At 37.2% G+C, this 23,864-nt stretch carries 22 protein-coding genes and 1 tRNA gene; 12 read left to right on the top strand and 11 right to left on the bottom strand.

Translation table 11 applies throughout. The features are described 5' to 3' along the window. Positions 1-56: 56 nt before the first annotated feature. From JO40_RS08340 to dxs, 4 genes are read right to left on the bottom strand one after another with little or no spacing between them, the layout of a single operon-like run. Positions 57-434, bottom strand: coding sequence for a holo-ACP synthase (locus JO40_RS08340; protein WP_044978936.1), 378 nt, complete (start codon positions 432-434; stop codon positions 57-59). Continuing rightward, positions 434-1,390: a CdaR family protein gene (locus JO40_RS08335; protein WP_044978935.1), complete on the bottom strand. Its 957-nt coding sequence runs from the start codon at positions 1,388-1,390 to the stop codon at positions 434-436. The genes JO40_RS08340 and JO40_RS08335 overlap by 1 nt, the downstream gene beginning before the upstream one ends. Then, entirely contained in the window at positions 1,380-2,204 is an 825-nt protein-coding gene (cdaA, locus tag JO40_RS08330) for a diadenylate cyclase CdaA (RefSeq protein ID WP_044978934.1), read from the bottom strand. The genes JO40_RS08335 and cdaA overlap by 11 nt, the downstream gene beginning before the upstream one ends. Before the next feature lie 38 nt (positions 2,205-2,242). Next, positions 2,243-4,198 (bottom strand): 1-deoxy-D-xylulose-5-phosphate synthase, encoded by a 1,956-nt coding sequence (dxs, locus tag JO40_RS08325; protein ID WP_044979764.1) that lies wholly within the window; start codon positions 4,196-4,198, stop codon positions 2,243-2,245. Between the two features lie 401 nt (positions 4,199-4,599). Here dxs and JO40_RS08320 point away from each other — a divergent pair, with 401 nt between their 5' ends. The 8 genes from JO40_RS08320 (at position 4,600) to JO40_RS08285 (ending at position 12,072) form a co-directional block, all read left to right on the top strand. Further along, entirely contained in the window at positions 4,600-5,232 is a 633-nt protein-coding gene (locus JO40_RS08320; protein ID WP_044978933.1) for a redox-sensing transcriptional repressor Rex, read from the top strand. 1 nt (position 5,233) lies between these two features. Beyond that, positions 5,234-6,259 carry a class I SAM-dependent methyltransferase gene (locus tag JO40_RS08315; RefSeq protein ID WP_044978932.1) on the top strand — a complete coding sequence of 342 codons (1,026 nt, stop codon included), beginning with the start codon at positions 5,234-5,236 and terminating at the stop codon, positions 6,257-6,259. 100 nt (positions 6,260-6,359) lie between these two features. After that, positions 6,360-6,860, top strand: coding sequence for a hypothetical protein (locus tag JO40_RS08310; protein ID WP_044978931.1), 501 nt, complete (start codon positions 6,360-6,362; stop codon positions 6,858-6,860). A gap of 11 nt (positions 6,861-6,871) precedes the next feature. Continuing rightward, the gene (locus JO40_RS08305) at positions 6,872-8,323 is read left to right on the top strand and encodes an SPOR domain-containing protein (RefSeq protein WP_044978930.1); all 1,452 of its coding nucleotides are present in this window, start codon (positions 6,872-6,874) and stop codon (positions 8,321-8,323) included. A gap of 160 nt (positions 8,324-8,483) precedes the next feature. Beyond that, positions 8,484-10,118, top strand: a complete 1,635-nt coding sequence (groL, locus tag JO40_RS08300; protein ID WP_044978929.1) for a chaperonin GroEL — start codon at positions 8,484-8,486, stop codon at positions 10,116-10,118. 207 nt (positions 10,119-10,325) lie between these two features. Continuing rightward, positions 10,326-11,075 (top strand): adenylate/guanylate cyclase domain-containing protein, encoded by a 750-nt coding sequence (locus JO40_RS08295; protein ID WP_044978928.1) that lies wholly within the window; start codon positions 10,326-10,328, stop codon positions 11,073-11,075. 49 nt (positions 11,076-11,124) lie between these two features. Then, positions 11,125-11,197: transfer RNA gene (locus JO40_RS08290), tRNA-Met, on the top strand. 284 nt (positions 11,198-11,481) lie between these two features. After that, positions 11,482-12,072 (top strand): hypothetical protein, encoded by a 591-nt coding sequence (locus JO40_RS08285; protein ID WP_044978927.1) that lies wholly within the window; start codon positions 11,482-11,484, stop codon positions 12,070-12,072. Positions 12,073-12,386: 314 nt separating this feature from the next. Here JO40_RS08285 and aroC read toward each other — a convergent pair whose 3' ends face one another. From aroC to JO40_RS08255, 7 genes are all read right to left on the bottom strand, one after another. Further along, positions 12,387-13,472, bottom strand: a complete 1,086-nt coding sequence (aroC, locus tag JO40_RS08280; protein ID WP_044978926.1) for a chorismate synthase — start codon at positions 13,470-13,472, stop codon at positions 12,387-12,389. Between the two features lie 336 nt (positions 13,473-13,808). Beyond that, the gene (trmB, locus tag JO40_RS08275; RefSeq protein ID WP_084224529.1) at positions 13,809-14,516 is read right to left on the bottom strand and encodes a tRNA (guanosine(46)-N7)-methyltransferase TrmB; all 708 of its coding nucleotides are present in this window, start codon (positions 14,514-14,516) and stop codon (positions 13,809-13,811) included. 9 nt (positions 14,517-14,525) lie between these two features. Further along, on the bottom strand, positions 14,526-15,215 hold the full coding sequence (locus tag JO40_RS08270) for a hypothetical protein (RefSeq protein ID WP_245608811.1): 690 nt from the start codon (positions 15,213-15,215) through the stop codon (positions 14,526-14,528). A 47-nt stretch (positions 15,216-15,262) separates the two neighbouring features. Further along, positions 15,263-16,432 (bottom strand): DUF8084 family protein, encoded by a 1,170-nt coding sequence (locus JO40_RS08265; RefSeq protein ID WP_044978924.1) that lies wholly within the window; start codon positions 16,430-16,432, stop codon positions 15,263-15,265. Between the two features lie 306 nt (positions 16,433-16,738). Beyond that, positions 16,739-17,209 (bottom strand): tetratricopeptide repeat protein, encoded by a 471-nt coding sequence (locus tag JO40_RS14735; RefSeq protein WP_245608810.1) that lies wholly within the window; start codon positions 17,207-17,209, stop codon positions 16,739-16,741. Further along, positions 17,196-18,884, bottom strand: coding sequence for a tetratricopeptide repeat protein (locus tag JO40_RS08260; protein WP_245608809.1), 1,689 nt, complete (start codon positions 18,882-18,884; stop codon positions 17,196-17,198). Before JO40_RS08260 ends, JO40_RS14735 begins: the two co-directional genes overlap by 14 nt. Continuing rightward, positions 18,877-19,617, bottom strand: a complete 741-nt coding sequence (locus JO40_RS08255; protein ID WP_044979763.1) for a tetratricopeptide repeat protein — start codon at positions 19,615-19,617, stop codon at positions 18,877-18,879. The genes JO40_RS08260 and JO40_RS08255 overlap by 8 nt, the downstream gene beginning before the upstream one ends. Before the next feature lie 37 nt (positions 19,618-19,654). Here JO40_RS08255 and JO40_RS08250 point away from each other — a divergent pair, with 37 nt between their 5' ends. The 4 genes from JO40_RS08250 to JO40_RS08235 all read left to right on the top strand — a co-directional run bounded on the left by JO40_RS08250 (position 19,655) and on the right by JO40_RS08235 (position 23,856). Continuing rightward, the gene (locus JO40_RS08250) at positions 19,655-21,028 is read left to right on the top strand and encodes a tetratricopeptide repeat protein (protein WP_044978923.1); all 1,374 of its coding nucleotides are present in this window, start codon (positions 19,655-19,657) and stop codon (positions 21,026-21,028) included. 10 nt (positions 21,029-21,038) lie between these two features. Continuing rightward, positions 21,039-21,719 carry a metallophosphoesterase gene (locus tag JO40_RS08245; RefSeq protein WP_044978922.1) on the top strand — a complete coding sequence of 227 codons (681 nt, stop codon included), beginning with the start codon at positions 21,039-21,041 and terminating at the stop codon, positions 21,717-21,719. Between the two features lie 239 nt (positions 21,720-21,958). Further along, positions 21,959-23,491, top strand: a complete 1,533-nt coding sequence (locus JO40_RS08240) for a PP2C family protein-serine/threonine phosphatase (RefSeq protein ID WP_245608808.1) — start codon at positions 21,959-21,961, stop codon at positions 23,489-23,491. A 26-nt stretch (positions 23,492-23,517) separates the two neighbouring features. Beyond that, complete coding sequence (locus tag JO40_RS08235) at positions 23,518-23,856, top strand: anti-sigma factor antagonist (protein ID WP_010696721.1); 339 nt, start codon at positions 23,518-23,520, stop codon at positions 23,854-23,856. The last annotated feature ends 8 nt before the right edge of the window (positions 23,857-23,864 follow it).

The raw sequence follows: 23,864 nt of genomic DNA, 5'->3' as shown, positions 1-23,864 counted from the left end.
TATTTTATTCATATATTAAAATCATGTCAACACGGCAATTATAAGCATTTGCACCCTTAAAACAAGCCTTCTATTACAACAACGGCGGCGGCGGTAGCTTTTTCATGACTTAATGAAATATGAACAGCTTTCCCGCCTTTTTTATTTAAGGCTTGAAGGGCAGTACCGGAAAGTTTTAAAAAAGGCCTCCCCGTTTTATCGTTTACAACAACTATATCTTTAAGCTCTATACCTGATAAGCCCGTTCCGAGAGCCTTTCCAAAGGCTTCCTTTGCTGCAAAGCGGACAGCTAAGGAACGTGCTGCTCCATTCTCCTTAGAAAGCACATACTCAATTTCTTCTTTATTAAAAAACCTTTGAAGGAGCTTTTCATCATTCAGCCATTTTTCAATGCGGGAAACTTCAACTATGTCTATACCAAGGCCGAGTATCATTATTCGGAAGGCTCTTCTTTTTGTTTAACTTCAAACTGAATGTTTTTTGGGTTTGCATCTATAAGAGAAAGTTTTCCTGGAACAACGGCCTGCACGGGGAGACTATAAATTCCCGGTAGAATTATATTTGAACAATTAACCCTCAATACATTTTCAGGAGGAACCCATGATGCAATTGCGGACTTAGCACCTCTGACTGTTACATTACCGGCAGCTATATCTGAAACCACTTCAAGGTTATTATTTAAATTATCAAAATACAAATTAAGTTCGCCATAAGTTTGAATACTTACTATCTCGCGTATCTTAATTGAATAAGCAATTCTGGAAGTCCCTACTACGGAAACAAGAGGATTTGAAGCAAATACATCCACATAGCCTGAAAACCCTGTTTTGCGCTTATCTATTTGTACACTGTTGGTCAGCATTTCTTCAATTTGTGAAACCACAGATTGAGGCCCCTTTATTTCGACGGTTGCAGGATCTACATCCCTTTCATACACCTCATAATTTTCTGCAGGTTCGCCTCCTAAATTTAAGCGTACGTTTACCCTCTTAGATAAACTTTCTTCTAGGATTAATTTTATGTCAGACGGATCAACCGAAATTTCAAAATCAGTTACATCTGAAGCTAGACCTTTTAATTTTGCTTGAATAGGAATACGGTATTCGCCCCGGCTTGTAATTGAAGATAAGTCCATATAGGCTGAAATATGCTCTTCCATAATCGGAGCTATAACCGTCGAATCTCCCCAAACCGAAACCTTGACCAGCCTCGGAATATTAACAGCCGGAACAAGGTCTCCCGAATTTTCTATTACAAGAGGAACATAAAAATACTTTTTTTCTAAAAGGCTTCCCTTGTAGAGCTGTACCAGCACTATAGCAAGGGCAAAACTTATAACCTTTGCAAGCCAATTTTCAGTTACGAGGTCAAATATCTTTTTAATTTTCATCCTGCAAAGCCTCCGTTAAATCTAAAGATTCTTCTTGAACATAATATTTTTTTATTTCTAAAAGCTGCTCAAGCTGAGCTACAACTTCATCGCCGCTCAAATCGTAATAAAGACGGGAATCATAGGCAAGGCTTAAAGCCCCTGTTTCTTCGGATACGACAAGAACAACTGCATCCGTTTCTTCTGAAACACCGATTGCCGCTCTATGGCGGGTTCCAAAACTCTTTCTTATATCTTGCTGCTCCGAAAGCGGAAGGAAACAGCCCGCCGAAACTACCATTCCGTTTTGTACAACAGCAGCCCCGTCATGAAGCGGCGTATCATGCCCGAAAATAGTAACAAGTAAACTGGATGAAAGTTCGGCATTTAGTTTTGTTCCCGTATCTATAATATCCTTTAAATTATTCCGGCGCACAAAAACTACCAGCATTCCCCGTCTTTTATCGGATAAGATTTCGGCAGCCGTAACGATAGAGTCTATATGACTGTGGTTAGAGTGTTTTCCGGTTCTAAGCCAGTTACTCTGCCCTATCTTTAAAAATATTTTACGAAGCTCCGGTTGAAATACGATAGCTACACCTATAACAATGCCCGGCCCCAAGGTATTCAAAATCCACAAAAGGGTTTTAAGATTAAAAAGCAGGGCAACTGCATAAATCACCAATATAGACATTGCACCCTTTATAAGCTGAATAGCCTGAGTTTTTAATAAAATTTGATAGGCCTTATACATCAAAAATGCAAGCAAAAGCACATCAAGAACAGGCCTTAGATAGGAAGAATAAAAAGCTGTAATGTTTCTAATTAATTCCATATTTTACATATTCTCCTTAATTTTTGCGAAGCAGTAAATCATTCTCTTCGAAGCGATAAATCATTTATATTCAAAGCGGCAGTTCCCGAAACAGTATAAGTCTCGGCAAAAAGTAATTCTGCAGCTTGAGCTATGTGTTCTGCCGATACACCTGCCCCCTTAAAAATTTCAGAGCGCGTTCCATGCGGGAAGAACATATCTTCAAATGCAAGCACCGCTGTTTTTTTATTTTGATGCTCGGCTTTTTTATTTTGATGCCTTAAAACAAGGGATTCCAAATACGAACTTAAACTGCCTATCTTCATACCGTCTTCAACAAAAAGAATATATGAATAGTTTTTTGTAATGTTTAAAAAATACTTTTCGTCTACCGGTTTTGCAAATCTAACATTATAGATATCCGTAAACAGGCTTTTATGAGCAAGGATTGCAGAAGCTTCTTTAACTTCCTTGTACATTCCGCCGGTACAGGCTATTAAAATGCGGCTCTTATCGGAATTCTTTATCAGTACTCCCCGTCCCGTTTCAATACTTTGAGAAAATTCGGGGATTTCTTTCGGACAGTCAGCCTTAGGATACCTTATTGCTACAGGATTATCCTGAATAAGAGCCCAAGAAAGCATTAGATTCAATTCCTTTTCTGAGGCGGGACAAAGGATTGTCATATTTGGAACAGGGCGCAGCAGGGCTATGTCAAAAAGTCCCTGATGGGTTTCTCCGTCTGCCGGAACAGGACCTGCACGATCTATAGCAAAAATTACAGGCAAATTCTGTATTGAAGTGTCATGTATAACCTGATCTATTGCACGTTGTAAAAAAGTGCTGTAAATCGCCGCAACGGGTTTCATTCCGGCTGAAGCAAGGCCTGCTGCAAAAGTTACTGCATGGGCTTCGGCAATACCTACATCAAAAAATCTTTCAGGAAATTTATTATGAAATAGAGAAAGGCCGGTACCCGATTCCATGGCAGCTGTTATTGCAACAATTCCGGAATCTTTTTCGGCCTCTTTTACCAAAGATTTTCCAAAGGCCTGAGTAAAGGTAATTGCATCATTTTTTTCAACCTTGCCATCGGCAATATTAAAGGGTCCTATTCCATGAAAAGCGGAAGGATTTATTTCTGCGAATGGATAACCTTTTCCTTTGATAGTTTCAACAAGCATTACAACGGGACAGTCCAGTTTTTTTACGTTTTTTAAAACCTTTTCAAGTTCTTTTATATTATGCCCGTTTATTGGGCCGACATATTCAAAACCGAAGTCCACAAAGATATTATTCTTGTAGAATATACCCTTCATACCTCTTTTTAAGCGCCAAATTATGGAATTGAGTTTGTTTCCGATTAGAGGGATTGAACTTATAGTTTTATCAAAAAGGTACTTAAAACGCTGATAGCCTTCATGTACCGTAAGGCGGCTTAAATACTCTGAAAATGCCCCCGTATTTTTGCCTATGGACATTTTATTATCGTTTATTATAACGATTAAATCTTTTTTTAGTTCACCGGCATTTGAAAGAGCTTCAAAAGCCATGCCTCCCGTCATCGCACCGTCACCTATAACGGCTATTACCTTTCCGGTATCTTTTTTTAGTCTTTTTCCTTCAAGGATTCCCAAAGCTGCTGAAATGGAGGTTGAAGCATGGCCGGTATTAAAAGCATCGTGGACACTTTCTTCTTTTTTTGGGAAGCCGGAAAGGCCTTCCCAAAGGCGCAAAGTAGAAAAACGGGATTGTCTGCCTGTTATCATCTTATGTGTATATGACTGATGCCCGACATCCCAGACTATTGAATCATAAGGACTGGAAAAAACCCTGTGAATTGCAAGCGTAAGTTCAATTACTCCCAGATTACTTGCAAGGTGCCCTCCATTATGCCCTACCACAGTGAGAATTTCTTTACGTATTTCTAAAGCGAGGGTCTTAAGTTCATTATAGGAAAGGTGTTTTATATCCTCAGGGCCTTTTATTCTACTTAATAAGGTGTTATTTGCCATTACATTCCACCAAAATCTAAAAAAAAGGGGCTTCAAAGCTGAGCCCCCCTTCCGTTTAACCGAAAGTTACAGATATTTGAACAATTAGGGGAAACCCCGCCTAATTTATTTCTTGTTCTTATGTCGATTCTTTCTAAGCTTCTTCTTTCGTTTATGCGTCGACATCTTCTTTCGTTTTCGTTTTTTTCCGCAAGGCATTCCGGCTCTCCTTAAATAAAATAGTATGAACTTAATAATATTACAAAATGGAGAGCTTGTCAAGACTAAAGCCTCATTTTTTTAAGGATAATTAAAAATCATCTGCGGACTTTCCTGTCGAACATCCACAGTAATTCCCTTGACATTGCAAGTGTTTGAATATAGAATTATAGAATAAATACTTTTATCTTAATGAGGATTTTATGACAAAACAAAAAGTATCGGCAGCTCCATCTGTGCGGAGACTGCCGTCCTATCTTCATCTTATAAAAAAAGCGGATGATGAAGGTTTGGAATATATTTCGGGAACGGTTATAGCCGAAGAATTGGAGCTTGAACCTATTCAAGTACGGAAAGATTTGACAATCACAGGGATTATAGGTAAGCCCAAAAAAGGTTATCCCGTAAAAGACCTAATAAAAGCCATTGAAAAATTTTTAGGCTGGAATAGGGAAAAAAAGGCCTTTGTAATAGGTGCCGGAAGTTTGGGTACGGCTCTTTCAGGTTATCAGGAATTCAGAGAACACAGTCTAAATATTTGTGCGGCTTTCGATTCCGATAAAAGAAAAATCGGGAAAAAAATCCACGGGCTTTCGGTTTTTGGAATAGATGAGCTAGAAGAAAAAGCCAAAGAATATAAACCGGAAATTGCAATATTAACCGTACCTTCAAAATATGCTCAAGAAGCTGCAAACGCCATTATAAAGGCCAGAATCAAGGCAATTTGGAATTTTACAAATATCAAAATCACTGTTCCCGATGATGTTGTAGTTCAAAAAGACAATTTAAGCTCAGGTTATGCAATGCTCGGCGTTATGATGAATATCAAAAAATAAGATGCAAAAAAATCAATATCAGGCGGAGCTTTTTAAAAACCGGCTTCAAAAAAGATTCAAACATTTGTCAAAGTGGGCAAAACGGGAGGGCATTTTTGCTTATAGGCTGTATGACAAGGACATACCCGAAATCCCTCTTGCCGTAGATATTTATTTTGCCGAAGACGGTATGGACTACGGAGAAATAGAAAATAAGACCTCAAAAAAAGCCTTTTTAATGATTTATCTTTATAAACGACCTTATGAAAAGTCTCAAGAAGAAGAAAGGGAATGGCTTTTAGAAATTGAAGAAGCGGCCTCGATAAGCCTCCTTATTCCTAAAGAAAGAATTTTTGTAAAATTGCGGGAAAAGCAAAAAGGCAAGAGTCAATACGAAAAGACCGGCTCAAGTAAAAATCTTATAACTATAAAAGAAGGAGAATGCTTTTTCTACGTAAATATAGAAGACTATTTGGATTCAGGTCTTTTTTTGGATCACCGCCCTGCCCGTTCCATGGTTATTAAAGAAGCAAAAAATAAAAAAGTTTTAAACCTATTTTCATATACGGGAAGTTTTTCTGTTTATGCGGCAAAGGGCGGAGCCTCTTCCGTGGATTCGGTTGACCTTTCAAACACCTATTTAAATTGGGCAAAGGAAAATTTAAAATTAAACAAGCTATTTGATGCAAAAAAGACAGGGCTTATAAAAAGCGATGTAATCCGCTTTTTGGAAAAATCAATCCAAGAACAAAAAAAATGGGATCTAATTATCTGCGATCCTCCTACCTTTTCAAATTCAAAAAGTGCGGATATCTTTGATGTAAATAGAGATTGGCTAAGGCTCTGCCTCCTCTGCCTAGAGGTGCTGTCAAAAAACGGAAAGCTTTATTTTTCGACCAATTCTCAAAAAATAAAATTCGATGAGGCAGAGCTTATTAGTTCTTCCAAAAAAAATATAAGGGTAAAGGACATAACAAAGGCTACAATACCCGAAGATTTTAGAAATCAAAAAATACACAAAATGTGGATAATTGAAGCTTGTCTTTGAATTAACAATTACTCATTACACATTATCCATTAAATTTATCGATTTTTAAATTCTCTTAACCTTTTTTTTGAAATACCGATAATCTATCACGAGGACTATTATGTTAAAAAAACACATAAGCTGTATATTATTTTTTATTTTTTTCGGCTTTGCCTTTGCAGATACGGCAGCCTTTGCCTGTTTCCAAAACAAAGATGCTCACGAAAAATGCAGAAATATTACAGAAATATTTGAAGACAATCTTTTTGACAAGTTTTTTGATGAAGGTTTTATTGCTACCAACATTCCTATCAGCGAAGTAAAATCGGAAAAAGATATTTCGCTTTCGGAAATAAAATCTTCTTTTCAAGAAGAACCTAATTATCTGATTGTTTTTTACATGCAATACGGAAATGAACTCCTGTTTAATAAAAAAAACGATTCAAAGGAACCGGATTGGCAGGCTTTGAGCATAAGAGTAATAAACTGTAAAAAAGAAAAAGAAATATATAAAAAAAATATAGATATAACTAAACTAAAAGAAGAAGGCCCTGAAAAAAAGGCCTTAAAACTGGCGGATCAAATATCAAAAGAAGTATTCGAAGCAATTAACAGGCAATAAGGAGAGGGATTATGAACAAAAAAGTTTTATTTGCATTGGTATTCATTATATCGTTTTCATGTATATGGGCGGTTTGGGAAGGAAACGGAGGCATAGGATCTTCTTCAGACTTTCCGGCCGAAGGTTTGTTTGTCAGAAGCGATATGTTTCCCAAACACACCCTTTTGGAAATAACAAACCTTGAAAAAAACATAAAGGCCAGAGCCGTTGTAATAGGTCCCTCGGGAATTCCCGGCCTTCTTGTCAGTCTGTCCCCTGAATTAGGAGAAGAGCTTAAGGTTCCTATGGGAAAGGTTGTCAGAATGAGGGTCTTTACTCCGAGTCCGGTAAATGAAGATGGAGATGACGGTAAAAGCATTTCAACAACAAGCCCCGAATCCCAAGACTTAGATACCAATCCGGCCCTCTTTGTCGCCTCTCATTCGGATTTACCTAATGCAAATATCAAAAATGAAGAAACTAAACCCGTATCCGAAAATACATACGGCGATACAATTCTCTATGATAGTATTGAAAGCCATATTGATGATACCGAGACTTCTGAAACGGTTGAAGCAGCTCCTGTAGAAGAAGATTCTTCTGCCGAAACTCCTTTAGAAAACACAACTACAGAGGAAGAAGTCCCTAATGTAGAGGCAATACTTGATCCTGCAGCCGAAGAAACCGCAGAATCCGTATCTACAGAACCAGTGGAAGAAGTGGAAGCACCGGAAGTAAAACCGAATAAGCCGCCTGTTGAAGATTCATCTTTGACACATAGGCCTGAAACTGTCGATACCGCAACCGAAATCTATATGGAGCCGGCAACGGAAAAGCCGCCTGTAACGGTAGCACCTATAAGTGAACCTGAGCCTGAAAAAGAAGCCCCCCCTGCTCCTGTAACCGAAATATCGGAGCCCAGCGAGCCTGAACAGGCTAAAGAAGAAATAAAAGAAGTTGAAGTCGTCGATCCCGTGGCAGAGCCTGTTAAAGCTCCGGTTGAAGAAAAAAAGGTTGACACAGTTTCCGACGTTACACCCAAAAATGAGCCTGCTTCAGATACAAGTGAAGACCTTCCGGCTCCGGTTGAAAAAATATCTATTGAAGAGACACCGGCCGAAGAAGCCGAAGATTCAAACTCATACGATGAAACGGATTCGGATATATACAGTGTAACCACCCAAGAAAAGGCCGAAGAAACATCCGTTATGTCCATAAATTCCGAAACTGAAACCGTACCAAATACCCTTGAAAAAGGCAAAACCTATGTTCAAATCGTAATTTATAACGATAAATACAATCGTGATGAGACCTTAAAAAAATACGGAAAAAACTATCCTATGGTAGTGGAAGAAAGGCTTATAAAAAACAACACAAGATATACCATATTTGTCGGTCCTTTAAAAGCTGATGAAACCGGCGCCGTTCTTGAACGTTTTAAGCAGCTGGGCTTTAAAGATGCCTTTATAAAAAAGGGAAAATAGAATCCGTTAATCTATAAATCCCTGCCATTAGAGCGTGTAGTTGCAATTAAACCAATTACACGCTCTCAATTCTTTCCCCCTCTTGCCGTTTTGCATTTTTTTTTGTATCTTATACCTACGATAATTAATAAATTAATATAGATTCTTAAGGAGAACTAAAATGGCTAAACAATTATTGTTTAATGAAGAGGCTAGAAAGAGCCTTCTCGCCGGTGTTGAACAAATTTCAAACGCAGTAAAGGTTACACTCGGCCCAAAGGGACGAAACGTTCTTATCGATAAGAGCTTCGGTGCCCCGACCGTTACAAAGGATGGTGTATCCGTAGCACGGGAAGTTGAACTCGAAAACAAATTTGAAAATATGGGAGCCCAGCTTTTAAAAGAAGTTGCAACAAAAACAAATGATGTTGCCGGCGACGGAACCACAACAGCAACTGTTCTTGCATACTCTATGGTAAAAGAAGGCTTAAAAGCCGTAGCCGCAGGCATGACTCCGCTCGAATTAAAGCGCGGTATTGACAAGGCTGTAGCTATTGCCGTTGAAGATATTCAAAAAAATTCAAAAGAAATTAAGGGCTCGGAAGAAGTAGCCCACGTAGCCTCAGTTTCCGCAAACAATGATGCGGAAATCGGTAAAATTATCGCTGATGCTATCGCAAAAGTAGGAAAGGACGGCGTTATTGATGTAGGTGAAGCCCAAACAATGGAAACCGTTACGGACTATGTAGAAGGTATGCAATTCGATAGAGGTTATATCTCTTCTTACTTTGTAACTGATAGAGACAGAATGGAAACCGTTTTTGAAAATCCTTACATTCTTATTTACGATAAATCAATTTCAACAATGAAGGATCTTCTCCCCCTTTTGGAGCAGGTAGCTCAATCGGGACGCCCTCTTTTAATCATCGCAGAAGATGTTGAAGGCGAAGCTCTTGCAACCTTGGTTGTAAACAGCCTTAGGGGTGCACTAAAGACTTGTGCAGTTAAAGCACCAGGCTTCGGTGACAGAAGAAAGGAGATGCTCGAAGACATAGCCGTTTTAACGGGCGGACAGGTCGTTTCGGAAGAATTGGGCTTTAAGCTTGAAGCAGCTCAAATTTCAATGTTAGGACAGGCAAAGAGCATAAAAATCGATAAAGACAATACGATGATTATAGACGGAGCCGGAAAATCCAAGGATATTAAAGACAGGGTTTCCCAAATCAAGGCTCAGCTAGATGCAACCGATTCGGAATATGACAGCGAAAAGCTAAGAGAAAGATTAGCTAAGCTCTCAGGAGGCGTTGCCGTTATCAAGATAGGTGCCGTAACCGAAGTTGAAATGAAAGAGAAAAAGCACAGAGTTGAAGACGCTCTTTCGGCAACAAGGGCCGCTATCGAAGAAGGTATTGTTGCAGGAGGCGGTCTTGCAATGATTCAGGCTATCTCAGCCCTAGAAAAGGCCGATATGACATCTCTTACTGAAGACGAAAAAGTAGGTTTCAAGATTGTAAAGAGGGCTCTCGAAGAACCTATCCGCCAAATTGCCGAAAATGCCGGCTTGGACGGAGCAGTCATTGCAGAAAAGGCTAAGGAAAAGAAGGGCGTAGGTTTTGACGCCGCTAAGATGGAATGGACTGATATGGTAAAAGCCGGCATCATCGACCCTGCCAAGGTTACACGCTCAGCTTTACAAAATGCAGCTTCGATTGCAAGCTTATTGCTGACAACAGAATGTGCAATTACCGACATCCCTGAAAAACAGGCAGGCCCTGCAATGCCTTCACCCGACATGGGCGGCATGGGAATGTACTAGAATTTAAGATTACCGTATGCGGGCATGTATTAAGATTTTAGATTTCCGTATATAAAAAAATGAAGACCGTTATGATGTTTAACATAACGGTCTTTTTTATTTACCCGCAACCTTATTAAAAGTTACAAAATTATTAAAAGCTAAATAAACCGGTTATAAACCGGTTAAAACCTTGCTATTTTTTTAAATATATATTACAATGTCCCTATGAGTGATGATATAATTTCAGAATTAGGGATAAATACATCAGACAAAGATACGGTTGAACTTGATTCGCTTACGTTGGAAGCCCTAAAAAAAGGACCGATAGATATATTTGATAATATATACCTAGGTGAAACAAGACCGCATTCTCTTATTCTTTGTATAGACGTACGCGGCTTTAGCGACTTTATGTGTAATAATGAAGAAACGGTTGTTTTCGGCCTAATTAAATCTTTTACGGCTAATTTTCTCTCCTGCCTTAACCAATTCGGCTATAATTGTTCGTATTATAAGTTGCTTGGAGACGGAGCCCTAGTTATATGGGATAAGTTAGATGGAGTTGCTATCAAAGAAGCCGTTACGGTTTTTAATACATATATAGAATTTGCAAACGAAGAACTATTTAAACCTTATGGAAATCTATCAATAGGCGGAGCCTTGGTCTTAGATAAGGTATATAAGTATGAAATTTCGGCAGAAGCGTCTCAACTAAAATATAGAGATTATGTAGGTTACGGCATAAATCTTGCGTGCCGCCTTCAAAACCTTGCATCAGGCGGGGAGCTCATTGTAAGCAAAAAATTGGTTGATATCGGTGCAATATATGCAACAAAAAATACAAACCCCGAAATAATGAAAAAACTTAGAGCTCTTAAAGGGGTTAAACCTGAAGACAGAGAAGCTATCTTTTTATATAAAGATATAAATCCAAAAATTATTTCAATATTTAAAGTTTTAAGCTTAGATTTCTAAATTAGGGCTTGACATAAATGTATATTTTCTATATACTCAAAATCCATACGGCGGTATAGCTCAGTTGGTAGAGCAAACGGCTCATATCCGTTAGGTCATAGGTTCAAGCCCTATTGCCGCTAATCTTTTTTGTGGTTTACTTTTATATTTTTATAGCTATTATAGACTTACACGATTATTAAGCAAAGTATGATTTCACATTATTTTAGTTATTTTTACTTCATTTTTGCCGATATTGTAAGTAATATGTAAACTATATGTAAGCTATAAGACTTACTAAAGTGAGGAAATATGAGCGTAAAACTATGGATTATTTCTATAGTCTATTTTAACTCTGTCAATACTTTTAACCCTTGACCTCACTGCAAAAATAAGGTAAAATGTACCCTATAAGGGAGATATGAAAATGAAAAAACATTTTATATTTATTTTTTGTCTTTTAGCAATAATAACATCGTGCAATAACACAGTTCAGCCATTGAATTATGATTTTTATATTACAAATGAAAGCGGACATGATGTATCAATTACGGTAAAAATTGACGGTGAATCTAAAGTTGAAACATTCGCAGCAGATGACAAAGTAAAACGGACATATTTATTCAAAAAAAGTATATATGCAGCACTTGATTTTGACCCGCCTACTCCATGCGTCTTGTCTCGAAAAGATAACGACTTAAAGATAAAAAAGACCGAACCTATATCAATTCAAATAGAAAATACATCAAATGAAAATGTTAAAGTGTCTAGTATAGATTTTACTCTTCCTGCTGCTGATAGAGAAAAATTATTAAAAAATGCTATTTTCGGAGATATTGACATTCCTGCCGTAATTGATGGCACCAAGTCCATAAATGTTTATTTTCATAAATTAAAAGAAGATCCTTCATATTGCACTAATATTACAGTATATACAAACGCTCCTACTGTAAAAGCTGCTTTTCATTATGATGCTGCAAATAAAAAGATTATCTTAAAAGTAGAAAAAGCAAATTAAAGACTCAAATTTATTAAAAAAGATTGTTTTGCTTTTTTGATTTCCGGTTCGATTATTAGTTTAGTACCAGACATAATCCTATCGTAAAGGAGGCTTTATTATTTAATAAAGTTAAATCTAAGGTAAACCTCGAAAACTTCAATTTTTTAAGACGTATTTTGCTCTTAAGTTTACCTATAAAAATAAATAAATTTTACTAATCCCATAACCTTTATATCGTAAAATATAGATATAAATTGTAAAAGGTTTGAACAAAAAGAGCAAGCAAAAGAGTTATCGGCAAAAAAAGAAGACACCCCTAATTTTTAACAATTCTAAAATCTTTCTATTTTCGAGGCCAGAAAGGCGTCTGCAAGAACTAAATAGCACATTGCTTCAACCACAGGCAAAATGCGCGGAAAAAGGCAAATGTCGTGATTTCCTCCAACAGAAAGAGAGCACTTCTCTCCTCTTTTGTTAAGGGATGCTTGATTCATTTTTATTGATGGAACGGGTTTTACGGCAAGTCTCAAATCTATCCGGCATGAGTTCTCATCTTTTCTATTTCCCTTATAATTGGAATTTAAGTTATAGCCCATATTGCAGGAAATACCGCCTAAAATGCCGCCCGAATAATTTTTTGCAAGGTCATTATTTTCACTGCCGGTAATGGAGGCCGAGTAAAAGCCGCCTCCGATTTCTATCCCTTTTACGGCACCTATCGACATTAGGGATTGGGCTAAAACCGCATCAAGTTTGCCGAAAACAGGAGAGCCCAATCCTTCAGGAACATTTAAAATAGAACAGGACAAAACACATCCGGCTGAATCTCCCTTAGAAGCCAAATCGTTCAATTTTTCAAAAATCGGCTCAGGCAGTGCATCATCTTCACTGAGAGGCATACCTGTTTTAAGACCTGCAATTTCTTCGGCTCTTACCCCTACCTCAATGGGCTTTTTTTCCTCTTTTAGAGCAAAGGCTTCGAGCATTTTTTTTGCAACAGCTCCGCCTATAACCCTGCCTACCGTTTCCCGTCCGGAAGCCCTTCCGCCTCCGCGGTAATCCCGATGCCCGTATTTTACATCATAAGCATAATCGGCATGCCCCGGACGGTAAAAATCTTGTAAGTTTTCATAATCCTTGGAGGAGGTTTCGTTATTTCTAACCAGAACGGCAATGGGGCTGCCTATGGTTTTATTTTCAAAAACGCCGGATAGAATTTCACAAAGGTCATCCTCTTTCCGCTTTGTAGAAAAAAGGCCGGAGGGCGAAGGTTTTCTACGGTTAAGTTCTTTTTGAATATCCTCGGAACAAAGAGAGATTCCTGCGGGGCATCCGTCTATTACCGCCCCTACTCCGGCACTCCTACTTTCTCCAAAAGTTGTCAACGTAAAAAAACGCCCAAAAGAATTTGCCCCCATAGATTACTCCCATAAAAAGTCAATGAGAAAATATCAATTTTCGATTTGACTTTTTACGCCGTTTCGCAACACCTGTGAGAAACGGCAATCAATAATGCGATGTTTTGTGCAAAGCACAAAACTCATCAGATAAACAGTGAGGCTGAATTCCTTCCGAACTGTTTATCACACCTCCCATAAAAACTTTTTGTAAGGATTATCAGAGCCTTATGGCTCTGTTCTGCAAGGAAATTTTTAATCGTATCCGCTAAAGCGGATAGCGAATCAAATCCTGAAAAAAGTTTTTTTACGCAGTTTGTTTACAAACTGCATACAATAACACTTTATAAAAGCGGCTTACTCTTTTTCAAAAATCAGCTCATTTATCACATGTTCTTTTTTTAAGCCTTTTTTTTCAAACTTTGTTGTGGGACGCCAGCTTTGACTTGGAGCAAATTTTTCGTATTTTGATTTTAGATTAGGAGTTTCTCTCAATTGCTCAAAGGCATCCTCTGCATAATTTTCCCAATCGGTTACCATATAAATATAACCGCCTTTTTTTAATCTTTTTGACAGCAAATCGGTTCGAGGTCTTCTTACAAGCCTCCTTTTATGATTCCGTTTTTTTTGCCACGGATCGGGGAAAAAAATATGAAAGCTGTCAATACTTTCATCATTTATCATATTTTCTAAAACTTCAATTGCATCATGTTCAATAATCCGCACATTGTTCAATTTCTTTTCTTCAATTTCACCTAAAAGTTTTCCCACCCCGGCCTTAAAAACTTCTATGCCGAGATAGTTTTTATCTGGATTATCTTCGGCAATTTGGGCAGTTGCAGTCCCCATTCCGAAGCCGATTTCTATGATTACGGGATTATCGTTTTGAAAAAGAGTTTTGAAGCCGATTGGGTTTTCTGTATATGGAATACACCACTTTTGATAAAAAGCTTCGTAATTTCTTTTTTGCCCCTCGGTCATCCGCCCCGTCCTTAAAACAAAAGTTTTTATAGATCGAAAATGAGACGGTACATCGGTATTTTGAGTAATTTCAGTACTATTCATCCTTTGATACTAATACAAACTATAGTACTTTGTCAAATAGGCTGTATCGCCTTGAGCATTTTGGGCCATACATTGAATATAACGGGTGTCCGGATATTTTTCGAGCAGGGAAGCAATAGAATCCTCGAGTTTAGAACCTTCAGGTAAACCTTGAACAAAAAGCGGCTGCTTATCGGCCCCCAAAAGAATAAGAAAAAAAGTTTTAAATGTGGAATTTTCTGAAGCTTCAATCCTCCATCGGCCGTCTTGAATCCTGAATACAAAAGAAATCGATGAAAGCATTTCAGACTCTTTTAAGGTAAGTTTTTTTATAACCCTATTTCCCGACAAATCTTCCAGCACAACGGAATATTCTCCTATGGGAATTTGTCCGAACGGCGACGCTATCTTATTGGAGCCTGCCCATAGAGTTTTCTCGGAATCCGAAGCTCTAAGCTGTGAGGAAGAAAAAAAGGAAGTATTTTCCCTGTTCAAAACCCATGTAAGTCCCGACTCCAAATGTACCAGCTGTATTGAAGAATAATCATTCCGTCCGTTTTCATCCTTGTACATTAAAAATAGGGAAAGTCTTTCTTCAATTGTTCCGGCCTCCGTTTCTATCTTTAAAATTTTGACGGAAAGCTCAGGTATTTCGGGCTTATCAAAAGAACATGAAAGCAAAAGAGTCACAATAAAAAAAACAAAGTTTTTTTTAGCCATTCTTTTTTTACGTTTTTTTTCATTGAATCATCCGCAACTTCTTCATGTTAAAACATAAAGGACATATTCATTACGGTAAGATCCGTATCTTCAAAGCGGTTTGCACTCGATTCAAAGCGGACATTTACCTTTTCACAAGCATCATTTAAGTAAGAAATATAGTACATTCCCAAATTTAAATCTTCGGAACCTTCAGGAAGGGCTCGATAAAAGTCAATTAAAGAATTTTTGTCGACATCTGCCATCTTTAAGTCATTTAAGTTTGCCCTGACAGCATCCGACTGTTCGTTTTTACTGTAAAGGGTAATCTGGAGCTTACCCTGCGTACCTATAGAGGCCGTTCCTCCGCTTCCAATTTTCCATGAAACAAATACCAGTTCTTGTTTTTTTTCGAGCTCGGCAACAAGCCGCCGGCGTATTTCAGGATCAAGTAATGCTTCTTGAGGGTCATCCAGTTCAGGAAAAAGAATCAAGGCCTCTTTACGCAAATTCATATTTTCTGCACTTATAATAAGCTCCATCAGCATAAGGGCTATGTACTCGGCTATTTTTGTTTTATCCATATATTCGGTTAAAGATGTCCTTATTGTTTTTAAGATTAAATCAAAATCTTTGTGCATTCTGAATTTCGTTATAATAAACCAAGTAAAGGGCCTCATTATATTTAAAAATTTCTCGGCTAAAAAAAGTTGAATATTTTTTTCTTCGGGAGAAAGAGCATTATTTTTTGTTATAAACGAAAAAAGAGGCTTTACGATTTCTTGCTTTGCTTCATAAATCATTTTTTCGTTTTGCTGCAATACATTTGCCAAATATTTTTCGTTTATACGTGTTTTCTCATCTATTATGCTTGCAGGGTTTTGGCGGTTCCATTTTTTTATAACAGGAGAGTTTAGGATTTGTTTAAATATATAATCATCATATTGCTTATATAAAACCGAATATACTATAAGTTTTGAAAGGTCCATAACCTCTTGCCTTGAAGAAACAAATTCCGGTTTCGAGATTTCAATTTTTGAGATATAGTCTGCCAAAAGAAGGCGCTGAATGGTTTCCGGAATAAATTTATCAAGAGAAATACCGTATTCCTCAATATTTCCTGCAAGCTTAAATTTAAGGAGTTTTTTATTTCTTTTTATAAAAAAAGTAGAACCTTCCTGAGTCAAAATAAGCTTTAACGGAAGATCTAAAACCCGCTTTTTTTCACTTGTAGCCATGAACACTCCCATAATAAATGTGACGTTTGCCTAAAGGCAAACTCGGCAGATAAACAGTGAAGCTGAATTCCTGCCGAACTGTTTATCTTACCTTCATAAAAACTTTTTGCAGCAAATATCAATTTGCGAAAAAAGTTTTTACGTGCTTTTGCAACGAAGTGAAAAAGCACGTAAAATAAAGACTACCTACAACGTTCCCAAGTTTAACATAATTTTAAAACAAATACTATAGGGCAGTTCTAAAAATCCGACAAGGTTTTTACGGTTGTCCTTAATTATATCCTTTAGGATATCCTAAAGGATGCCCTAAAGGGACGAAAGCATTGAGCGAATTTCAGCAGCTTTTGAATAATTCGGATTTTTATTCAGTAAGCCCTCCAAAATAAGTTTTGCATCGGCTTTTTTATCCAGGCTTATATAAAGCTTGCCCAACTCATAATATGTATCCCAGTTTTTTGCATCAACCTTGATAATCTGTTCATAAACGCTTACGGCATTTTCTTTTAGATCTGCAGAAATATAAGCCGAAGCCAAATTCTGTTTTGCCGTAATGCTAAGAGGCTGGGTTTTTACGGCATTTGAATAATGATTAACGGACTTATTATAGTCTCCTTTTAAGCCGTATAACTTGCCTAAATTTGTATTTACTTCAAAATTATTGGGCTCAAGTTTATATGCATCTAAAAGGTTTTCTTCAGCTTCACCGAATTTACCTTCATCCAAATACATACGGCCTAGGTTTATCTTAGGTTTTGCATAGCTTTTATTTGCAGACACGGCCTGAGTATAATAATCGTAAGCCTCGGCTTTTTTCCGTTTTTTCTAAGGTCAATCCGTATGTATATAAGACTCTAGCGTCCGCCGGCTTTAGGTTATAGGCTTTTTCTGCATTAGCCAAAGCCTCCCCATATTTTCCTAAATCAACTTGTACCGTTGCCAAATTATAATAGGTTATGGCATCGTCTTCGCCTAGTGTAATGGCTTCCTTAAAGTGACGCTCTGCTAAATTATTTTCTCCCAGTTCCGCATAGACTTGAGCCATCTCACGTAAGGCTGAAAGATTGGCAGGTTCATAAGAAAGAGCTTTTTTATAGTTGTCGATAGCTTGATCAAATTTCCGCTGGGATTTGCGTATGCGGGCCATTTCCAAAAAAGCCTTTACATAATCGGGTTTTATCTTTACAGCAGAAGAAAAAGCGGAAAAAGCATCATTTTCCAAACCTAACTTTCTGCAAGACATTCCCAAATTAAAAAAAGCACTATCAAATTTAGGATTTGACTTTACGCTTCGGTCAAAAGAAGTTTTAGCTTTTTGATAATGGCCTCTTGAATAATATTTTTTACCGAGTTCATAATTGTATAAATAATTATCCGGATCTAAACTTTGAGCTTTTTCCAATTCAACAAGAGCAACCTGAGGCTGTTTTTGTGCATCGGCAATTTGAGAATAAACGTAATGAGCTCTTGCGTTTTGATCATCGGCATTTACGGATTTCTTTATGTATGCGTCTGCATCCGAAAGAGCTTTTTCGGCATCCCCTGTTCCTTCACGAGCCGAAGCATAGTCATTTAAAGCAGAAGCCATATCCAAATATTTTTTTGCAGTAAACGAAACTTCAGAGTCGGGCATTTTAGAGGAAGCCTTTGAAAATGTACTAAGAGCCGAATTAAGGTTTCCGTTATTTAAAAAGTTAATTCCTTCAGAAACAAGACGATCTACCTCATCCATTTGAGCTTTAATCTTTGCATCGGCATTTTGCTTTGCAAGCTTTTCAGCTTCTTGAGCTTTTTGAGCATCTATAGCAGCTTGCTTTTTAGCTTCATCTTCAAGCCTCTTCTTTTCTTCTTCAGCTATCTTTTTTGCCGATTCATCTTTTGCCTTTTGTTCCGCAGCAGCTTTTGCTTTGCGGTCAGCTTCTTCCTTAGCCTTGCGCTCCTGTTCAGCCTTTGCTTTGCGGTCTGCTTCGGCTTTCTCGGCCGCAATTTTATTTGCTTCATCTATTGAGGCTTTTTTTCTTGCTTCAGCTTCTTTTAATTCCTGTTGCTGTTTAATCAATTCTTCTTGTCTTTTCTTTGCTTCTTCAGCTCTTTTTAAAGCTTCTTCGGCCTTTCTTTTTCTTTCAGCCTCAGCTTCCTTTTTTTCTTTTTCAGAAGCAGCAGCGAGAGTTTTATTAATTTCTTCAGCCTGTCTTAGATTTTCCGCCTCTAAGAGAGCCCGCTCTTTTTCGCTTTCTATTCTGGCTTGTTCAAGCTCGGCTTCAATTTTAGCTCTTTTTTCTTGAAGGCGTGCAAGTTCTTCTTTTTCAGCTTCAATCTTTGCAATAGTTTGCATATCGGCAGAGCCGGCATCCTGCACCTTGCTCTTTGTAAAAAATAAAATACCTACAACAACTAAAACAGCTATCAAAATACCCGTCAGAGTACCTATTAAAAATTTTTGAAAATCAGTCAAGTTCGTTTTCCTCCGAATAATCTATTGTATTGTCGGCACCGGCCGATAAGGCATCTGCATTATCTACCGATGAAAGATTAGAATTTACATCATCCATAAGTTTTTTATACCTCGCCTCAGCGGCCAAACGCTCCGCTTCTTCGGCTGCTTTTTTTGCTTCAGCAAGAGCCCTGGCTCTTGCTGCTTCTTCAGCAATACCTTCCAGAAGAGAAATCATTTTTTCGATTGAAGATCTTTGGAGCGTTTCAGGGTTTAAGTTTAAATAAATCTTATAATCTTGTAAAGCACCCTCAAGTTTTTCCAGTTTTATACGAGTATTAGCCCTATTCAAAAAAGCCGGAGCATATAGACCGTTTGAAGAAATAGCCTCACTATACGCCAATTCGGAGGCTTCAAACTGATTTTGTAAAAAGTAAACATTGCCTATATTATAATAATACAAATGCCCATTGAGAATGTCCTTATCTTTACCCTGAGAAAGATAGGTTAAGGCCTCACTGTACTTCCCTGTCCTAAAATAAGCAACCCCAAGATAAAGATAAACCGATTTAGGAGTCTCCGCTTCTTGACTAGCCTTAAAAAGGGCAGAAACCGCTTCTTGAGGTCTATCTTCATACAAAAGTTTTTTGCCCTCCTCAAAATAGTCAACAGCAAAAATCAATGAAAAAAAAGATACAAAAACGGCAAAAAATATGCCTTTTTTGAAATTTAATTGATAAAAATACGCTTTCATATTTGACATTCCCTCCCAAAAACTATACCATATAGATATGTCTTCATTAACGATTATTTTGATTGCCGCAATAAGTTCCGGCCTTATTTTTCTCATTATTTTTTTGTTAAAATCGGTTCTTTTTCCAAAAAAGAAATCGAGAATCGAAAAAAACTTAAAAGCCGGAAAATACGGAGCTGCCATAAAGGATGCAAAGTCCATTCTTTCAAAAAATCCCAGAGACTCCGAAGCCCGCTACCTTCTGGGAAAGGCCTATCTTGCAGACAAAAAAAACGATCTTGCCTTTATCGAATTTAAAACTCTAAACAAAACTGCCGTATTTAATAATCCCGCGACAGAAATCGAATTCAGAACCATTATAGCAGATTTATATTTAAAATTCCAGCAGCCGGACGAAGCTTTAAAGGAATTTATACTTTTAACTAAAAAAGATCCTAAAAATCCCAAGCCTTATTTTCAAGCAGGCCAGATCTATGAAAATAAAAATATGACGGATCAGGCAATAGCTTATTTTCAAAAAACTATAGAAGTCGATTCCCGCTTTTCTGAGGCTTATGCGTCATTGGGACTTTTACTTTTTAAATCGAACCAAATTCCCGAAGCCGAAAAAGCCATTGCCACTGCCCTAAAATTAGCCCCCGATAACAGCGAAACCCTCTATTACCACGGAAGAATATTAAAAAGCAAAAAAAACTATGCCGGAGCCCTTTCAGCTCTCGAAAAAGCTGCAAGAAAACAGGAAATCAGAACAAAATGCTTTTTTGAACGAGGAAACTGCTATTTGGAAACAAACAGCCTTGAAAAGGCAGAATTCGAATTTATTCGTGCGATAAAATCTTCAAAACAGCCTTCCTCACCTGAAGTGCTTTATTCGAGATACCTTTTAGCGGAATGTTATGAAAAGCAAAGAAACATAGACAAGGCAATAGAGCAATGGGAAGCTATAAGTGCCGTTAACCCAAAATTCAGAAATACGGCTCAAAAACTTGAAGAATATTCTGATTTGCGTACCAACGATCACATGAAAGAATATTTGACTCTCATAAAAGAAGAATTTTTTAAAATGTGCAGAGATATTACCGAGCAGTACTTTGACTATCCCGTCCAAGCCTTAAAAGAAACAAAGATGGGCTGTACAATACTTGCAGTAGAAAAAGGCTCGGAACAATGGCTTAATACAAGAAAAAAACCTCAACTTTTGATTTTTTCAAGAGATGGAAGCACTATAACCGAGTCATTTTTAAGGTCTGTGCATGAAGAGATGAAAAAACAAGCTGTCGTTACTTCTCACATCATAACCTCGGGCAATTTTTCTCCTGATGCAATAAAGTTTGCAGAAAATAGGCCATTTAACCTTATTGACAGGCAAAAACTTGAAAGAATAGTTGAAAAAGTAAAATTTAAATTTTAGGAAACAAATAATGAAAAAGATTCTATGTATTTCCGACCAGATAGATCCGGTAATTTACAGCAAACACATAAAAGAAAAGTATGGAGATGTAGATTTTATAATATCAGCCGGAGACTTGCCTATAGAGTATCTGGACTTTGTACAGACATCTTTAAACAAGCCTCTTTATTTTGTTTTCGGAAGCCATCATTTAAAAGCTCTAACCCATTATCACCCCGAAATGGCAGAAAAGCAAAAGGAAGGAGAAGTGAATATATTTTCTAAAGAAAATAAAATAAAAAGCAACACGGGCACTTATATAGGGTTTAAAAGCTGTAAATATGAAAATATGATAATAGCCGGTATTTCGGGAGCAAAAAAGCACAATGACGGAAAAAACCAGTTTACAGAAAAACAAATGAAGCGCAAACTTTCAAAAATGATTCCGGCATTATTTTTTAATAAGCTAAGATACGGCCGTTATTTGGACATTTTAGTAACTCACAGCCCGCCGTTTATTGACGGAGAAAAAGATGAAAACAAACAGGAATGTTTTGAATGTTTTACCAAATTCATAAATTTTTTTAAACCGAAATATCTCGTACACGGTCAAGTGCACATATATGACCCCCAACAAAGCCGCAGTTCAAAATATAGGCAGACAGAAGTTATTAATGCGTACAGTAGACATGTATTGGAGATAAATGACTAGAAAAAATAGAGATTGTTCTAATTATTTTTAAAATAATATGTTGAAATAACCTTGACGATATTCTCTATAGATGATAGAATTACTAGGATGAAACGGATTGCTTCTCTTGATTTTTATGCATTAATTACTCTTTCAGTTTTGACTATTTTATTGTTCTTGTTTCTCATAAGGTTGACGGTTATAAACAAAAAAAAGCCAGAGAGATATCAAGGCCTTTTGAGTTGTTAATATCTTCTACTGTGATATCGACTTTTATAATAAGCATAAGTGCTGCAGTTTCAGCGGTATTTAAAAACTATATTATTTTAAATATAGGCCTTTCCTTGGTTGCCGTTATTTTTACGGTTTATATGATTTTATCCGAAAAGACTTATTTAAAGGAGCAGGTCGAAAAACTAAAAAAAGAAAAGGCAAATGCAGAGTATATAAACGAGCTTAAAAACCTGCCGTCAAAAGACTCTTTAATGGCAAGAAAACTTATAAACACGGCACGTTTATTACTCCAAAAGACAAACGGACTGATACAGGGAAGAAAAGATATTTCATCCGAGATGTTTTCACATATTGCCGAATCTTTTTTAACTGAATTAGCGGCAGACGGAGCGGTAGTTCTTGCCGTACAAAGTTTTGAAGATGTCTTAACCGTAAAATCGCTGGTAGGAAGCTTTCCGCCGCCCTATAAATTGCCGGATGATCTTGCCCGCAAAGAAGAACACATATTATCCAATTTTAAACATGCACAGTTTGGACTGGGTGAATCGATATTTACCGAGGTTGCATCAAGCGGGAAAACCATGCTTATCAGCAAGGGAAAGGGAAATCCTTTGCTTCCCGATAACGGCAGCGAAAAATTTTTACAGCACGGAAGCCTAATTTTTTTCCCTTTGATAGTAAATACCGTAGTGGTAGGCGTTGCAGCCGTATCCCGCAGGCCGGACAGGACACCCTTTTCCGAAAATGAAGTAAAAATAGGAGAAGATTTATCGGGTTTTGCCGCAGAAATTATTAACCTTACTTTAAGCATATCCGAGGCCTCGGAATACGCTGAAATTGAAAATATAACCGATACTGTTGCCACAATTCAAAAAATTCTTTTACCTAAAAACTTAAAAAAAATCCCCGGCTTGGAAATCGGAGAGTATTTTTTACAGGAAAGAGGCATCTGCAGTGATTACTATGATGTAATTGTTCAACAAAAACGAATCTTTGTTGTTCTCGCAGATATTGCAGGCAAAAGCATTCAGTCGGCCATTATTATGATTATGATTAGAGCTATACTCTATCTTATCACAAACACGGATCAAAACATGGAAGCCATATTGGATTGGCTTAATAAGGGTATTACAGGGAAGATCGATATAGACCACTTTGCAAGTATTTCTCTTTTATCCTATGAACAAAAAAGCAAAACAATAGAATTCATAGGTGCCGGTCATCAGGCAATGATGGTATGGAGTAAAGAAAAAAATAAAATTGAATTATTTCAGCAAAAAACCGACCCTATAGGAATAGATGTCCGTTCAAAATATAATAGTATAAAAATTCCTTTGCATGAGGGTGATGTAGCAGCTTTATACACGGATGGTATTATTGAAAGCCTTAATGAAGCGGGAGAGCAGTATGGCGTAACCAGACTCGCTAAATTAATGGCAGATAATCATTTAAATTCCTCAAAGGATATTGCAAATAAAATAAAAACCGATATGGTTTCGTTTATAGGAAAGGCCCCAACTCACGATGATCGCACGTTGCTGATTATTAAGGCTAGATAATTAAAGAGGTTGTTAAGGAGATTGTTATGGAACTAAAAATCCGAAAAAACAAAGAAGTTTACATTATTGACGTAAGCGGTGAAATGGACCTATATAATTCATACAGACTAAAAGAACTTGTTATGAAGATGATAGAGCGTCAAATAAAATGTATGATAATCAATCTTGAAGATGTCGACTATATAGACTCTTCAGGAATAGGAGCCCTTATTTATATATGCTCCACAGTAAAAAAGATGAATTTAAGGCTCTTCATAACCAATATTCACGGTTCCGTGAAAAAAGTTATAGAGCTTACTAAGTTGATGGGATATTTTCCCATAACAAATAGCTTGGAAGAAGCATTACAAAAAATGGAAAGCTAAAGCGGAGG

This window comes from Treponema putidum, from assembly GCF_000755145.1.
Lineage (GTDB): Bacteria > Spirochaetota > Spirochaetia > Treponematales > Treponemataceae > Treponema_B > Treponema_B putidum.
The sequence above is the reverse complement of the archived record's forward strand: the minus strand, read 5'-3'. Positions and strand labels throughout refer to the sequence as shown.

Excerpts from the sequence above, each read along its gene's own strand:
- JO40_RS08340 (WP_044978936.1), bottom strand. The coding sequence starts at position 434 with ATGATACTCGGCCTTGGTATAGACATAGTTGAAGTTTCCCGCATTGAA.
- JO40_RS08335 (WP_044978935.1), bottom strand. The coding sequence starts at position 1,390 with ATGAAAATTAAAAAGATATTTGACCTCGTAACTGAAAATTGGCTTGCA.
- cdaA (WP_044978934.1), bottom strand. The coding sequence starts at position 2,204 with ATGGAATTAATTAGAAACATTACAGCTTTTTATTCTTCCTATCTAAGG.
- dxs (WP_044979764.1), bottom strand. The coding sequence starts at position 4,198 with ATGGCAAATAACACCTTATTAAGTAGAATAAAAGGCCCTGAGGATATA.
- JO40_RS08320 (WP_044978933.1), top strand. The coding sequence starts at position 4,600 with ATGACAAAACAAAAAGTATCGGCAGCTCCATCTGTGCGGAGACTGCCG.
- JO40_RS08315 (WP_044978932.1), top strand. The coding sequence starts at position 5,234 with ATGCAAAAAAATCAATATCAGGCGGAGCTTTTTAAAAACCGGCTTCAA.
- JO40_RS08310 (WP_044978931.1), top strand. The coding sequence starts at position 6,360 with ATGTTAAAAAAACACATAAGCTGTATATTATTTTTTATTTTTTTCGGC.
- JO40_RS08305 (WP_044978930.1), top strand. The coding sequence starts at position 6,872 with ATGAACAAAAAAGTTTTATTTGCATTGGTATTCATTATATCGTTTTCA.
- groL (WP_044978929.1), top strand. The coding sequence starts at position 8,484 with ATGGCTAAACAATTATTGTTTAATGAAGAGGCTAGAAAGAGCCTTCTC.
- JO40_RS08295 (WP_044978928.1), top strand. The coding sequence starts at position 10,326 with ATGAGTGATGATATAATTTCAGAATTAGGGATAAATACATCAGACAAA.
- JO40_RS08285 (WP_044978927.1), top strand. The coding sequence starts at position 11,482 with ATGAAAAAACATTTTATATTTATTTTTTGTCTTTTAGCAATAATAACA.
- aroC (WP_044978926.1), bottom strand. The coding sequence starts at position 13,472 with ATGGGGGCAAATTCTTTTGGGCGTTTTTTTACGTTGACAACTTTTGGA.
- trmB (WP_084224529.1), bottom strand. The coding sequence starts at position 14,516 with ATGAATAGTACTGAAATTACTCAAAATACCGATGTACCGTCTCATTTT.
- JO40_RS08270 (WP_245608811.1), bottom strand. The coding sequence starts at position 15,215 with ATGGCTAAAAAAAACTTTGTTTTTTTTATTGTGACTCTTTTGCTTTCA.
- JO40_RS08265 (WP_044978924.1), bottom strand. The coding sequence starts at position 16,432 with ATGGCTACAAGTGAAAAAAAGCGGGTTTTAGATCTTCCGTTAAAGCTT.
- JO40_RS08255 (WP_044979763.1), bottom strand. The coding sequence starts at position 19,617 with ATGAAAGCGTATTTTTATCAATTAAATTTCAAAAAAGGCATATTTTTT.
- JO40_RS08250 (WP_044978923.1), top strand. The coding sequence starts at position 19,655 with ATGTCTTCATTAACGATTATTTTGATTGCCGCAATAAGTTCCGGCCTT.
- JO40_RS08245 (WP_044978922.1), top strand. The coding sequence starts at position 21,039 with ATGAAAAAGATTCTATGTATTTCCGACCAGATAGATCCGGTAATTTAC.
- JO40_RS08235 (WP_010696721.1), top strand. The coding sequence starts at position 23,518 with ATGGAACTAAAAATCCGAAAAAACAAAGAAGTTTACATTATTGACGTA.